11 protein-coding genes and 2 tRNA genes are annotated in these 13,793 nt (G+C 60.0%); 4 read left to right on the top strand and 9 right to left on the bottom strand.

The genetic code is table 11. The features are described from left to right. The first annotated feature begins 17 nt into the window (after nucleotides 1–17). Entirely contained in the window at nucleotides 18–380 is a 363-nt protein-coding gene (locus AC4LE2_RS05085) for a diacylglycerol kinase (RefSeq protein ID WP_491824564.1), read from the top strand. A 1-nt stretch (nucleotide 381) separates the two neighbouring features. Here the strand turns inward: AC4LE2_RS05085 and AC4LE2_RS05090 are convergent, their stop codons facing one another. Continuing rightward, on the bottom strand, nucleotides 382–1,308 hold the full coding sequence (locus AC4LE2_RS05090) for a LysR family transcriptional regulator (RefSeq protein WP_491824566.1): 927 nt from the start codon (nucleotides 1,306–1,308) through the stop codon (nucleotides 382–384). A gap of 135 nt (nucleotides 1,309–1,443) precedes the next feature. Here AC4LE2_RS05090 and fpr point away from each other — a divergent pair, with 135 nt between their 5' ends. Beyond that, nucleotides 1,444–2,223: a ferredoxin-NADP reductase gene (gene fpr / locus AC4LE2_RS05095; protein ID WP_491824568.1), complete on the top strand. Its 780-nt coding sequence runs from the start codon at nucleotides 1,444–1,446 to the stop codon at nucleotides 2,221–2,223. A gap of 44 nt (nucleotides 2,224–2,267) precedes the next feature. On the opposite strand, the gene tsaA is transcribed toward fpr, so the two are convergent. The 3 genes from tsaA to rimO all read right to left on the bottom strand — a co-directional run bounded on the left by tsaA (nucleotide 2,268) and on the right by rimO (nucleotide 4,834). Beyond that, nucleotides 2,268–2,963, bottom strand: a complete 696-nt coding sequence (tsaA, locus tag AC4LE2_RS05100; RefSeq protein WP_491824570.1) for a tRNA (N6-threonylcarbamoyladenosine(37)-N6)-methyltransferase TrmO — start codon at nucleotides 2,961–2,963, stop codon at nucleotides 2,268–2,270. Between the two features lies 1 nt (nucleotide 2,964). Then, entirely contained in the window at nucleotides 2,965–3,426 is a 462-nt protein-coding gene (locus AC4LE2_RS05105) for a YehS family protein (RefSeq protein WP_491824572.1), read from the bottom strand. Between the two features lie 73 nt (nucleotides 3,427–3,499). Beyond that, nucleotides 3,500–4,834 (bottom strand): 30S ribosomal protein S12 methylthiotransferase RimO, encoded by a 1,335-nt coding sequence (rimO, locus tag AC4LE2_RS05110; RefSeq protein WP_491824574.1) that lies wholly within the window; start codon nucleotides 4,832–4,834, stop codon nucleotides 3,500–3,502. A gap of 240 nt (nucleotides 4,835–5,074) precedes the next feature. Between rimO and AC4LE2_RS05115 the strand changes: the two genes are divergently transcribed. Next, nucleotides 5,075–6,973: a potassium transporter Kup gene (locus AC4LE2_RS05115; protein ID WP_491824576.1), complete on the top strand. Its 1,899-nt coding sequence runs from the start codon at nucleotides 5,075–5,077 to the stop codon at nucleotides 6,971–6,973. A gap of 42 nt (nucleotides 6,974–7,015) precedes the next feature. Here AC4LE2_RS05115 and AC4LE2_RS05120 read toward each other — a convergent pair whose 3' ends face one another. The 4 genes from AC4LE2_RS05120 to AC4LE2_RS05135 all read right to left on the bottom strand — a co-directional run bounded on the left by AC4LE2_RS05120 (nucleotide 7,016) and on the right by AC4LE2_RS05135 (nucleotide 11,520). Continuing rightward, complete coding sequence (locus tag AC4LE2_RS05120; protein ID WP_491824578.1) at nucleotides 7,016–8,287, bottom strand: virulence factor family protein; 1,272 nt, start codon at nucleotides 8,285–8,287, stop codon at nucleotides 7,016–7,018. Further along, nucleotides 8,287–10,917: a bifunctional lysylphosphatidylglycerol flippase/synthetase MprF gene (mprF, locus tag AC4LE2_RS05125; protein ID WP_491824580.1), complete on the bottom strand. Its 2,631-nt coding sequence runs from the start codon at nucleotides 10,915–10,917 to the stop codon at nucleotides 8,287–8,289. Before mprF ends, AC4LE2_RS05120 begins: the two co-directional genes overlap by 1 nt. A gap of 285 nt (nucleotides 10,918–11,202) precedes the next feature. Further along, nucleotides 11,203–11,279, bottom strand: a tRNA-Met gene (locus tag AC4LE2_RS05130). 164 nt (nucleotides 11,280–11,443) lie between these two features. After that, nucleotides 11,444–11,520: transfer RNA gene (locus AC4LE2_RS05135), tRNA-Met, on the bottom strand. 217 nt (nucleotides 11,521–11,737) lie between these two features. Between AC4LE2_RS05135 and dinB the strand changes: the two genes are divergently transcribed. Then, a complete protein-coding gene (dinB, locus tag AC4LE2_RS05140) occupies nucleotides 11,738–12,802 on the top strand; it encodes a DNA polymerase IV (protein ID WP_491824582.1) in 1,065 nt (354 codons plus the stop codon). Nucleotides 12,803–12,847: 45 nt separating this feature from the next. Here dinB and AC4LE2_RS05145 read toward each other — a convergent pair whose 3' ends face one another. Next, the gene (locus tag AC4LE2_RS05145; RefSeq protein WP_491824584.1) at nucleotides 12,848–13,786 is read right to left on the bottom strand and encodes a hypothetical protein; all 939 of its coding nucleotides are present in this window, start codon (nucleotides 13,784–13,786) and stop codon (nucleotides 12,848–12,850) included. Between the last annotated feature and the right edge of the window lie 7 nt (nucleotides 13,787–13,793).

Here is a 13,793-nt window from a genome sequence, read left to right on the forward strand (position 1 = left end):
AAATTCAGGGCCCGCCCATGTCCCCCTTCAAAGGCCACCGTGGCTTCAAACGGATCTTCAACGCCACTGGCTATTCAATGGATGGTCTGCGAGCGGCGTTCAAGGGAGAGGCTGCCTTTCGCCAACTCGTGCTGCTCAACGCCGTACTGATTCCGCTAAGCTTCTTGTTGCAGGTCAGTAAGGTGGAGCGCGCCGTGCTCATTCTCGCCTGCCTGGTAGCGTTGATCGTAGAGCTGATCAACTCGGCTATCGAGGCGACGGTAGACCGCATTTCGCTTGAACGTCACCCGTTATCCAAGAATGCGAAGGACATGGGCAGCGCAGCGCAATTCGTGGCCCTGAGCCTTATTGGCCTGGTGTGGGCTGTGATCCTGGTGTGAGCTAAGCCACCGGGCGGAGCACGATTTCGTCGCTGCGCCGAACGCCCGCAGTGAAGGTGCGGCATAACTCAAGGAATTCGCGCATGGCGCAGGTTTGGTACTTCTGCTTGTGCCAGATGAAGAAAAACTGCCGAGCCAGGTCTAGTTCTGGGGTTGCGACGTACACCAGGCTGCCCCGCCGAAAGGCATCGCGCAGGGCAAGTCGAGACACACAGCCGATGCCCAAGCCCGACTCCACGGCGCGCTTGATGGCCTCGGTATGCTCCAGCTCCAAGCGTACGTTCAGTAACGAACGGTGATGCCGCATGGCCTGATCGAAGGTTAGCCGAGTACCAGAGCCTTGTTCTCGGAGTATCCAGGCTTCGCTGACCAGCTCGTCAAGGGTGGCTTCGCCCCGTGCTGCCAGGGGATGGGAGGGCGAGCAGAACACGGCCAGCTCATCTTCTACCCAGGGTTGCACGGCAATATCGCCGTGGTGGCAGTCGCCTTCGATCAAGCCCAGGTCCAGTTCATGCTGGGCCACCTGTTGAACGATATGCGCGGTGTTGTGTACGTGCAGTTTGACCTGGCTTTCAGGATGACGCTGCATGAAGCTCCCGATCAGCAGAGTAGCCAAGTAATTGCCGATGGTAAGGGTGGCGCCCACTGCCAGTGAACCGAAACCGGACTTACCCTTGAGCAAGTCTTCGATCTCTTTGGCCTGATCCAGCAGTGCTACGGCCTTGGGCAGCAACTGGTGCCCAAGGGCATTGAGGCTCAGCCGCTTGCCTGCGCGATCAAAAAGCTGGCAGCTCGATTGGCGCTCCAGTTCTGTGATGGAGGTGCTGGCCGCTGACTGAGATAACGCCAACAGCGAGGCCGCCCTGGACACACTTTGTTGTTGTGCAACCGCAACGAATACTTGGAGTTGGCGTAAGGTAAATCGCATATCTATATAACCGATTAGGTATATCTTGATAATTCATTTAACAGATATTGTCACTGCATTTAGAATACTGCGCAATCATGCCGCAGCGTCGGCACCTGCCAGGCAGGGTACCGAGTTTTCAGGAGCCTTTCGTCGATGAGTAACTTTAACCATGAGCGCGTGCTTAGCGTTCATCACTGGAACGATACCCTGTTCAGTTTCAAGTGTACCCGAGACCCGGGCCTGCGCTTCGAGAATGGCCAGTTCGTGATGATCGGCCTCCAGCAGACCAATGGCCGGCCGCTGATGCGTGCCTACTCCATCGCTAGCCCCAACTACGAAGAGCATCTGGAGTTTTTCAGCATCAAGGTGCAAGACGGTCCGCTCACGTCCCAGTTGCAGCACCTGAAGGAAGGCGATGAGATCATCATCAGCAAAAAGCCTACCGGCACCCTGGTGCTGGACGACCTGCTCCCCGGCAAGCACTTGTACTTGCTCAGCACCGGCACTGGCCTGGCGCCCTTCATGAGCGTCATCCAGGACCCTGAAACCTACGAGCGATTCGAGAAGGTCATCTTGATCCATGGGGTGCGTTATGCCAACGAGGTGGCGTACCACGACTTCATCACCGAGCACCTTCCCCAGAACGAATACTTTGGCGAAGACCTCAAGGGCAAGCTTATCTACTACCCCACCGTCACCCGTGAGCCTTTCCGTAACGAAGGCCGGCTCACGGACTTGATGCGCAGCGGCAAGTTGTTTAGCGACATAGGCCTGCCGCCGATCAACCCTCAGGACGATCGTGCGATGATTTGCGGTAGCCCGAGCATGCTGGATGAAACCAGCGAAGTGCTGAACAGCTTTGGCCTGAAGATCTCTGCGCGCATGGGTGAGCCAGGCGATTACCTGATCGAGCGTGCCTTCGTCGAGAAGTGAGTACAGCCGTGAAGGCAACGTGAGCCGCCCGTAGGGCGGCTTTTTTACGCCTGGGCTACGACGTCCAGCACTTCAATGACCTCGGCGCATGGGTAGCGCCAGCGCACGTCAACGTCCCAGAACCGAACGCCGTAGTGGCGCTCGGGGGAGGGCGTCTGGTAGGCCGGCCGGGGGTCTTGCGCCAGGCACTGTTCGATCAACTCGACCAGGGCCTCGCCCAGGCGTAACCCATGAGCGGTAGCCTGCACATGGGCTTGCGCAGCCCATGTGACGGCTACCTGCGCAGGGGGGGCGCTGGCGAATGGGTTGACGGCATCGGGTACTTGATCGGCATAAGGCACGTAGGGCTTGATATCGATCACCGGGGTTCCGTCCAGTAGGTCGATACCTGAAAGCCATAACTTGCCGGGTTCAATGCGCTCAAGCCTTACCACAGATTGCCCTATGCCGTTGGGGCGGTGGGTTGCGCGGCTTGCGAACACGCCAATGCTGCGATTACCCCCAAGGCGAGGAGGGCGTACCTTGAGCCGAGGCTGCTCTTCGAGCGCTTGGTGGAAGATGAACAATAGCCAGACGTGGCTTACCCCTTCGAGCCCCTGCACGGCCTCGGCCCGATCGTAGGGCGGCAACAGTTCCAGGCAGCCACGTGCAGCGCTGGCCAAGGCCGGCTGACGCGGAATGGCAAACTTTTCCTTGAAGCAGGAGCGCATATAGCCCACCGGCGTCACGCAGTGTTGCATGTCAGGGGCGCTGCCGAATGGTAAGGCCTTTGAGGAAGTTACGAAGCAACTGATCGCCACACGGCCGGTAGTTGTCATGGCCCATCTTGCGGAACAACGCGCTCAGCTCGGGCTTGGACACCGGGAAGTCCACGCTTTGAAGAGTCTGCCGAATGTCATCTTCGCGCAGCTCGAAGGCCACCCTGAGTTTTTTCAGGATGTCGTTGTTGGTAACCGGCACCTGAACAGGCTGAGGCGGCCGGCTGTCATCCTTGCCCCGTCGCTCGATCACCAAACCATCAAGGAAGTGCCCCATCACGGTATCGGGGCACCGAGTGAAGCCGGGCTCTTCTTCTTTTTTCAGGTACAACCGCAGGGTGTCGAGGGGAACGTCCAGGCCGCCCAGGCGGATGATATCGGCCAGCTTCCCGTCGCTGACATTGAGCAGGTAGCGCAGGCTGCGCAATACATCGTTATGAATCATGAGAAAGGCACACCGTTAAGCAGAAGCGCAGGGACACAGGTGGCGGTTATTACCCGCCACGCCACGGTTGGGTTTAAAGCGCCGTGGCCCACAGGTCGTATTCGTCCGCTTCGGTGACCTGGCACATGACTTTATCGCCAGGGCGCAACAGGCGGTCGGCGCTCACGTACACGTTACCGTCGATCTCCGGCGCGTCATAGAAGCAGCGGCCGATAGCGCCTTGCTCATCGACTTCGTCGATCAATACCTCGATCTCACGCCCCACACGGGCTTGCAACCGGGCGGCACTGATCGCCTGCTGGTGGGCCATGAAGCGGTCCCAGCGGCTTTGCTTGACGTCATCAGGGACCGAATCGGCCAGCGCATTGGCTGGTGCGCCTTCTACAGGGGAGTACTGGAAACAGCCGACACGATCAAGTTGGGCTTCTGTGAGCCAGCTCAACAGGTACTGGAAGTCCTCTTCGGTTTCCCCAGGGAAGCCCACGATGAAGGTAGAGCGAATGACCAGCTCCGGGCACAGTTCGCGCCACTGCTTGATGCGGGCGAGGGTTTTATCCTCGAAGGCCGGCCGTTTCATCGCCTTGAGCACGTTGGGGCTGGCGTGCTGGAAGGGAATATCCAGGTAGGGAAGGATTTTGCCCGCCGCCATCAACGGGATGATTTCGTCCACATGCGGGTAGGGGTATACGTAGTGCAGGCGCACCCACACGCCCAAGGTGCTCAACGCAGCACACAGCTCGGTGAGGCGGGTTTTGACCGGCTGACCGTTCCAGAACCCGGTGCGGTACTTCACGTCCACGCCATAGGCGCTGGTGTCCTGAGAGATCACCAGCAGCTCCTTGACGCCGGCCTTGACCAAGCGCTGCGCTTCGTCCAGCACGTCGCCCACGGGGCGGCTTACCAGTTTGCCACGCATGGACGGGATGATGCAGAAGCTACAGCTGTGGTTGCAGCCCTCGGAAATCTTCAGGTAGGCATAGTGGCGCGGCGTAAGCTTGATACCTTGCGGCGGTACCAGGTCAATCAGGGGGTTGTGGTCCTGGCGCGGCGGTACCACGTCGTGCACCGCATTGACCACTTGCTCGTATTGCTGTGGGCCGGTCACGGCCAGCACGCTGGGGTGTACGTTACGGATGGCGCTTTCTTCAACGCCCATGCACCCAGTGACGATCACGCGCCCGTTTTCAGCGATGGCCTCACCAATCACTTCGAGCGATTCAGCTTTTGCACTGTCAATGAAGCCACAGGTATTGACCACCACCACGTCAGCGTCTTGATAGGTCGGGACTACTTCGTAGCCTTCCATGCGCAATTGAGTGAGGATGCGCTCGGAATCCACCAGTGCCTTCGGGCAGCCCAGGGAAACGAAGCCGACCTTGGGAGCGGCGGGCACGGTAACAGTAGACATGACTTACCTCGGTGTAGGGTGCAGCCGTGGCTGCCCAGCGCTCGCCGGGCGCGGCTGATCAAAAAGTGCGCAATTCTAGCGATGAGTGCGCTGCATTGCCAGTGTTAAACCAGGGAAATACGACCGGCGCTGCGCTATGCTTCGCCACCGCGCGCAACCGGCACTGCGCCAGGCACATACGGCGATAGAACACACACACCACTTGGCGTTCGCCGAGATAAAGGGTAGCAGGAGAGGTCGATGGTTCAGGCAAGCAGTCAGGCAGAAGGTGGCCACGCCCCCGCGAAGCCGCTGGGAATGCTGGTAGCGGCGGTAGGTGTGGTGTACGGCGACATCGGCACAAGCCCTTTATACACCCTCAAGGAAGTGTTTATGGGGGGCTATGGGGTGACCGTCAGCCACGATGGTGTGCTGGGGGTGCTGTCCCTGATTTTTTGGGCACTGATCTGGGTGGTGTCCATCAAGTACGTGCTGTTCGTGTTGCGCGCCGATAACCAAGGTGAAGGCGGCACCATGGCGCTGTTGTCCCTGGCCCGCAAAGGCGCGGCAGGCCACCCAAGGCTTACATCCGTGCTCATAGCCTTTGGCCTGGTAGGGGCCGCCTTGTTTTACGGCGATAGCATGATTACCCCAGCGGTGTCGGTGCTGTCCGCCGTCGAAGGCCTGGAGCTGGCCTTCGACGGCGTAGAACGTTGGGTGATACCTATTTCGCTGGTGATCCTGATCGGGTTGTTCGTGCTGCAAAAGCACGGTACCGCCAACATCGGCAAGCTGTTCGGCCCGATCATGGTGTGCTGGTTCGTGGTATTGGCGGCGTTGGGCGTGTTGGGTATCTCCAACCACCCAGAAGTGCTGCATGCCATCAACCCGGTGTGGATGGTGCGCTTTTTTGCGAGTCACCCCGGTATCAGCGTGGCGGTGCTAGGCGCAGTGGTGCTGGCGCTGACAGGGGCCGAAGCGCTTTATGCAGACATGGGGCACTTTGGCCGCAAGCCGATTGCGCGTGCGTGGTTTGCGCTGGTGCTGCCAGCGTTGGTGCTCAATTACTTTGGCCAGGGCGGGTTGTTGCTGGACAACCCGGACGCGGCGCGCAACCCGTTCTACCTATTGGCACCGGGGTGGGCACTGGTGCCTTTGGTAGGGCTGTCTACCCTGGCAACGATCATTGCCTCCCAGGCGGTGATTTCCGGTGCGTTTTCCCTGACTCACCAGGCCATCCAGCTCGGTTACATACCGCGCATGCATATTCAGCACACCTCCAGTAGCGAGCAGGGTCAGATCTACATCAGCGCGGTGAACTGGTCGTTGATGGTGGGTGTGATTTTGCTGGTGCTGGGCTTCGAGTCTTCCAGCGCACTGGCTTCGGCCTACGGCGTAGCAGTGACCGGCACCATGTTGTGTACCACTGTGCTGGTGTCGGTTGTAATCATCCGGCTGTGGAAGTGGCCAGTGGTGGTGGCCGTGCCGCTGATGTGCAGCTTCTTGTTGGTTGACCTGCTGTTCTTCGCTGCCAACGTGCCGAAGATTGTCCAGGGGGGGGCCTTCCCGGTGCTGGCAGGCAGCGTGTTGTTCGTGCTGATGACCACCTGGAAGCGTGGTAAGCAACTGTTGGTCGAGCGTTTGGATGAAGGCAGCCTGCCGCTGCCGATTTTTATTGGCAGTATCAGTGTGCAGCCGCCGTTCCGGGCTCAAGGCACTGCGGTGTTCCTTACCGCACGCCAGGATGCAGTGCCCCATGCGCTGTTGCACAACATGCTGCATAACCAGGTGCTGCATCAACAGATCGTGTTGCTGACGGTGCTGAGCGAGGAAACACCCCGTGTGCCTGAGGAACGCCGTGTGGAGGTCGAAGCCTTCGGCGAGGGGTTCTACCGGGTGATCCTGCACTACGGTTTCATGGATGAGCCAGACGTACCGGGTGCGCTTGCCTTGTGCCAGCTCGAAGACTTGGATTTCAACCCAATGCGCACTACGTATTTCCTGAGCCGGGAAACGGTTATTCCCTCCCGCCTGCCTGGCATGGCGCGCTGGCGTGAAGCGCTGTTCGCCTTCATGCTCAAGAACGCCAATGGCAACCTGAGGTTCTTCAGGTTGCCGCTGAACCGGGTGATTGAATTGGGCACACAGGTAGAGATGTGACAGAGGCTGGCCCCGGCAGCGCGCCGGGGCCGCAGTGAGCGCCTAGTGCTTACGTTGGTCGATGGCCTTCATTAGCCGTTGCGCAAGGGCAGGGTAGTCCTCGTCAAAGTGATGGCCGCCGGGCAACTGGAGTTTTTCGCCCAGGTCAGTGGCTTCGGTACACCCGCTTTCCTCCGCCTCCTCGGCACCGTAGATACAAAACACCTTAGCAGCGGGCACCTTAGCAAGTTCGGGGCCGGTAGGCGCCTCTTTGCCCTCTTGGCCTAACCAGCCTTCTACTGCAATCTCGAAACTGCCGCTGCGGGCAAACGCCAGCAGGATCATGGTATCGACGCGCGCTTGGTCTTCCGCTGGCAAGCGGTTGTAGATCGCCGGCAATACGTCAGCCCCAAACGAGTAACCGGCCAGTACGAAGCGCTTGGCGCCCCATTTCTGGCGGTAATACTGCATCAATTCAACCAGGTCTTCGGCGGTCTCTTCAGGCGACTTGTGCTGCCAGTAATACCGCAGGGTGTCGATGCCTACCACTGGGTAGCCGGCTTTGGCCATGTCCTCTGCAACCACTTTATCCAGGTCACGCCAGCCGCCGTCTCCTGAAAGGAACAGCGTAACGGTATCGTTGTGCTGAGCCGAAGGCACCTCGACAACGGGGAGCTTATGGCCTTTGTCGTCTTTGCCCATCATCGCTTGGGTCAGCTGGGTCTTGAGCAATTGCGGCAGCTTGACGTCGTAGTCGCTGATGCTGTTCTGGGCGTTGGCTTGGCCACGTACGAACGTCGCGCTGGCATCATCCGGCCAGTCGTTCCAGGCCACAGACCAGGTGCCGTGGGGGGCGGCCTTGGGAACTTCCGCGTTGCAGTTGGGTTGATCGACCACAAAGTCTACTGATACGGCGCGGGCCTTATCACTGCTCTGGCCCGCCAGCCACTGCCATGCCAGCGAGGCGCCCGGCCCAATCCCGCCGACTACATCGGGGGTGCTACCCAGTTGCTTGAGGGCGGCGTCGAAGGCGCTGCGCTGAGCCACGCAATCATCCTTGGGCACTACCACTTGCAGGATACGTGCGGCACCCGTACGGCTAAGGTCTGCCAGTTGTCGCTCACTCAGCGGCTGGTCTGCGGGTACAGCCACGGCGAGGGTTACCCGAGCGTGCTGGCCAGGCGTTGCCAGCACGGCATCGCTGCCGTCGCTTAGCCTTATGGCCTCGGTAGTGGCAGGTGGAACAGGGCGGGTCGCCCACCAGAAGCCTGCGGCAGCCAGTGCCAGTATGATCAGCAGCGCGATCAGCGCCGGGCGCCAGTAACGTCGAATCATCAGCGTTTCACCAGTCCAGTCAAGCCGCCCGCAATCAGGGCGGCGGTATCAGCCAATGCAACCAGCGGGTCGAGGCCCGCAGGCACGGCCATGTAGCGAGGCTCCCAATCCGGCTGGAACTTGTCTTTGAACCGGCGAAGCCCCTGGAAGTTATAGAGCTGTTCCCCTCGGCGGAATACCATTGACCCCAGGCGTTGGGTCAAGGGCGCGCCCCGGCGGGGTTGCAGCCCGGACAGCGGCACCATCCCCAGGCTGAAACGCCCGTAGCCCTGCTGTTTATAGTGTTGGATCAGCCCGACCATCATGAACTCCATGGTCAATTTGGGCGCTTCAGGGTGAGCTCGCATCAGGTCCAGGCTCGCCAACTCATGGCCGTTGGTTTCGAGCAGGTTGGCGAACGCAACCGGCTTGCCTTGGAAGTGAATGATGACGATTCGGAAATGCTTGAGGTAATCAGGGCTGAAGCGCCCCAGCGAGAAGCCTTTTTCACGGACGTTCTTGCCTGCCAGCCAGGCATCGGAGATCACTTTCAATTCGTCCAGCGGCGCCGTGCCGGGCTCGTATATTTCCATGCTAAGGCCATCGCGCGTGCCACGGTTCCAGGTGTAGCGCAGGTCTTTCATCTCCTTGCCTTTGGCCTCCAGGTCGAAGCGGCGCAAATCCACGCGGGCCTCTTCCCCCAGCTTGATGGCCGTCAAGCCGATGTCCATGTAGAAGGGCAGGTTCTCGGCGCGCACCTGATAGAACACCGGGCGGGCGTGGTGGAAATCGCAGAGGTCGCGGAACTGCCAGATCATCTCGGCCCTGGGTTGCGTGGGCCCTATGGGGTCATACAGCGCCACCAGGCTGCGGCCTCGACGGGCGTACATCAGGAAGGCTTTGTCGTCAGGGTGGAACAGCAGCGCTTTATCCCCAGTCAATGCCAAGCCGCCATCTGGCTGGTGCGAGGCCATGAGAATCGCACGGGCCCGTGTCAGCTCTTCCTGGCTGGGCAGGTGTATCACCGGGCGGGCAGTGCGCAGAAGCCAGGTAAGCGTCACCATTACCAGCAACACCGCACTGCCCAGCGCCGAGCGCAACCCTCGCGGTGCATCTGCGTCCAGGGTGAACTGCCACCACAGCCGATTGCTGTAGGGCACGTCTTGGTAGGCGAAGAACAGTAACCAGATCGACGCACCTACCACGCAGGCTGCCGCCATCAGGTAAAACGGTGAAAAAGGCAGCTCCATCAGCCGGCTAGGGCGATAGAAGGAACGGCGGAACACTGCAAGCAAACTGGCCGTGAGGGCCAGAATGCTGGCCTCTTCCCAATCGAAGCCCTTAAGCAGCGAGAGCAAGGCACCCACCAGTAGCAGCACCATGGTGAGCATCCAGGCTGCCGACAACCGACGCCGCAGCCCTTGGGCCAGCAATAGGCAGAGCACACCAATCAAGCTCGCGGCAAAGTGTGAGGCATCGATCAGGCGGTGGGGCAACAGGAACCCCATGTGCTTGAGCCGCGAATCGATTTCAGGCGTTGCGCCTGAAAACAGCAGCACCATGCCTGACAAAAATACCAGTACTGCCAAGATCGGGGCAGCCAGGCCAGAAGCCACACGAATGGCTTGGCGGGCGAACAGCAGGCGACGCGCTTCGGTGGCCAGCAATAACAGGCAGGCCAGCAAGAAGGGCAGCATGACGTAGATCAAGCGGTACAGCAGCAAGGCCGCCGCCAGAGGTGCGGCGCCCAGTTGATTGGCGAAGGCGGCCAGCAGAATGGCTTCGAAGACGCCAACCCCGCCGGGCACATGGCTCAATACGCCTGCGGCCAGGGCCAGCAGGTACACCAGCAGGAAGGCCCCGAACGGCGGCGCTTCAGGCAGTAGGCTGTACAACACGGCAGCGGCCACCGCCACATCGAGTGCAGTGAGCAGCAGTTGCAAGCCGCAAAGCCGCAGCGAGGGCAGGCGCAGGGTGCTGCGCCCCGCCCGTACGATCAGGTTGTGCGGGAAGGGTTGTACCAGGGCGCGACGACGGTAGACACCGATGCCCAACACTAGGGTCAGCAACAGGATGGCTGCAGCCACCGTGCCTAACAAGCCAGGCGAGAGGCCCAAAGCCGTAGACGCGGCAGGCAGGTCGCTCAAGCACGCCAATGCTGCCAGAGGCGGGAGTGCACAGCCCAGCGAAAGGCTGGCGAACAGGGTCATTCGCGCGACCTCTGCGGGGCCCACGCCTTCTCGTGAATACAGGCGGTAGCGCACCGACCCACCCGACAGCAGCGACAAGCCCACCGCATTGCCAATCGCAAAGGCCGTAAAGCCACCGGTCACCCAGGCGCGCGTGGCTAGTGTAGCGCCGGCATAGCGCGCAGCGGACCATTCATAGCCCAGCAGTACCACGAAACCCAGGGCAGTGAAGCCCAAAGCCGCCAGCAGGGCAGTGGTTGGGGTCGCCGTTACAGAATCATGCAGGGCATAGAGGTCCAAGTCGCTGAGCATGCGCCGGCATGCGATGAGCGCTATCGAGAACATGGCAAGCGTGAGGCCTACGCCCAGAGGCTGCCGATAACGGCTGATGAGTTCCAGCCAACGCAGGTGGCCGGAGGGGAGCGGTGGAGGTAGGGGTGCAGTGTCGTTCACTTCAGACATTTCGGGGCGCATCAATGACCTCGCCTATTGAGCGCGACAGGATGGAGGTATCTGACCAACTTACCAATCCCTACAAAATGAAATTTTTGAGAACCGTCAGGTACCTGCCTATTCTTCGAGCAGACGCTGGGGTTTGCCTAGACACTTCATGATCCCAACACGGTATGCGCTATATGAAACTCTAGCCGGTGCGGCCAGTGTTGCACGCCACCTTCCAGCAGGGTGGCACAGGCTCGAACGGTAAGCCAAAAAAAAGGCCACTTTTTCAAGTGGCCTTTCTCTATGTGGTTGCGGGAGCCGGATTTGAACCGACGACCTTCGGGTTATGAGCCCGACGAGCTACCAGACTGCTCCATCCCGCGTCTGTGGTTGCGCATTATAGAGAGCTTTTGGCAGCTGTCAACGTAAATGTCGTGATCCGTCCTAAAAGGGGTATTGAAGCCTGGATTTGCCACGTGTTCAACGCGCTCATTGGCAAGCGGTAAGCTAAAAAAAAGGCCACTTTTTCAAGTGGCCTTTCTCTGTGTGGTTGCGGGAGCCGGATTTGAACCGACGACCTTCGGGTTATGAGCCCGACGAGCTACCAGACTGCTCCATCCCGCGTCTGTGGGGTGGATTCTACGCCTTACACGTGGGCTGTCAAGCATGCGATTCAAAAAACTGCTTCCTAGTCAGGTATTTAGGTCTGCCAACGGCGCTTCGAAGGTTTAACAGCAGTTTGGCGACAGTGCGCGCTGTCAGGCCTAACGCCGGACAGGCAGGCGAATGGCAGGAAAAGACTGTATATTCATTCACCTGTAACCATAGGTTTCGAGTAGCGATGGCACAGCGGAAAATCCTTCATATTGATTGCGACTGCTTTTACGCGGCGATCGAGATGCGCGATGACCCTACCCTCTCGGGTAAGCCCCTGGCCGTTGGGGGATCGGCTGATCGACGAGGCGTCATCGCCACCTGCAACTATGAGGCCCGTGCCTATGGCGTGCGGTCAGCCATGTCCTCCCGGCATGCCTTGAAGCTGTGCCCAGACCTCACCATCGTCCGGGCTCGCTTTGACGCTTATAAACAAGCGTCCAAAGAAATACACACCATCTTTCAACAGTACACCGAGCTGATCGAGCCACTGTCGCTGGATGAAGCCTACCTGGACGTGACCGATTCTCCGCACTTCCATGGCAGCGCCACGCGCATCGCCCAGGCCATACGCAATGACGTCGCCAGGCGCTTGCATATCACGGTGTCGGCCGGGGTTGCGCCTAATAAATTCCTGGCCAAGATTGCCAGTGATTGGCGCAAACCCAACGGGCTGTTCGTGATAACGCCGGCGGACGTCGAGGCGTTCGTCGCCGACCTGCCCGTCGCCAAGCTGCATGGCGTCGGCAAGGTGACCGCCGATAAGCTGGTACGCCTGGGTATAGAGACCTGTTCGGACTTATTGCAATGGCCGCGCTTGAACTTGATCCGTGAGTTCGGTGGGTTTGGTGAACGGCTTTATCAGTTGGCGCGGGGTATTGATGAGCGGCCGGTACACGTAGACAGCCGTCGCCAGTCGGTGAGCGTGGAGAACACCTACGATCACGATCTGCCAGATCTCGACGCGTGCCTAGGCAAGCTGCCGGAATTAATGGAGACCCTGGCACAGCGGGTGGAGCGCCTGGATGGGAGTTATCGTTTGGGCAAGCCCTTCGTCAAGGTCAAGTTCCACGACTTTACCCAGACTACGCTGGAACAGGCCAATGCTGCCCGCGACCTCAGCAGCTACCGTACCTTGCTCCGCCAGGCGTATGCCCGAGGCGCGAAGCCTGTGCGGTTGTTGGGGGTGGGGGTGCGCCTGCAAGACCTGCGTGGCGCCTTGACCCAGCTGGAGCTGTTCGGCGAAGGCTAGGCGCCGTTGCGGCACCGCACCGCAACGTCAGTGGGCGGGCAGGGGCTAGGGGTCTACGCGGCGGCCGGCATCCCTGGCCAACACCTTGATAAAATCCCGCTGCAACTCTGGGTCATTGCGCGTGAGTTCCAGCAAGCTTTGTTGCAGCTGGTTCGCTTCGTCCTCAAGCCCGAGTTGAGCCAGGCGTTTGACCCGGTACACCCACTGGGCCACGTCATCATCTTCGAGGTCGTCATAGATCAGCTTATGCGCTTCAGCCACCTTGGTGCGCAATTCGGGCGCCAGGTGCAGCGAAGCGTCCGCGCGGGAAATACCGTCATCGTCTTTCACCGACAGCACCAGCCGGGTCACGCGGCGCACGTCCTGATCCGCGAGGGGTGCGTCCAGCAGGTCAAGACGTAACGAGCCTTTGCGGTCCGTTGTCAAGGCATAGACGTCCGAGCCCGCCGTGACCTCTACAGGTTTTTCCGCCCAGGGCTCGCTGATCACTTCACGGCGCTTATCCTTCTGTGCCTCATCTATGCCCGCCAGGTTTTGCTCGGCGCGGCCGTTGGATTGGGTGTTCATGAAAGGATTGAGGCCAGCGACGCCATAATTGACCCAGCCATGTGTCACGTTGTCAGGCAGGTGCCCGAGTGCAATCACATTCACGGCATTGGCGGCCACGCCGGCGACCACTGTTACCGCACCCAGCGGCACCTCGTACAACTCCCGCCAGGGCTGGTAAGGCGTATAGCGGTCGTAGCGGCGAGTCACCTCGAAATCAGTCACCTCGAAGGTAGCTTGCTCGGACACACGTACCCTGCGTTGCGGCTGCTCCATTACAGGGTCGCCGGCTTCGATCAGCAAGTGATGCTCGATAGGTTTGCGCTCGGTGCGTGCTTCATGCTCGCTGCGCTGTGACATCTGGTTAGCGCAGCCAGCCAGAAAACAGGCACCGCACAAGGCGGCGCCTCCAAGCTTCGAGAAACTTCGTGTGAACATGAACGCT

This window comes from Pseudomonas sp. 9.3L, from assembly GCF_058536285.1.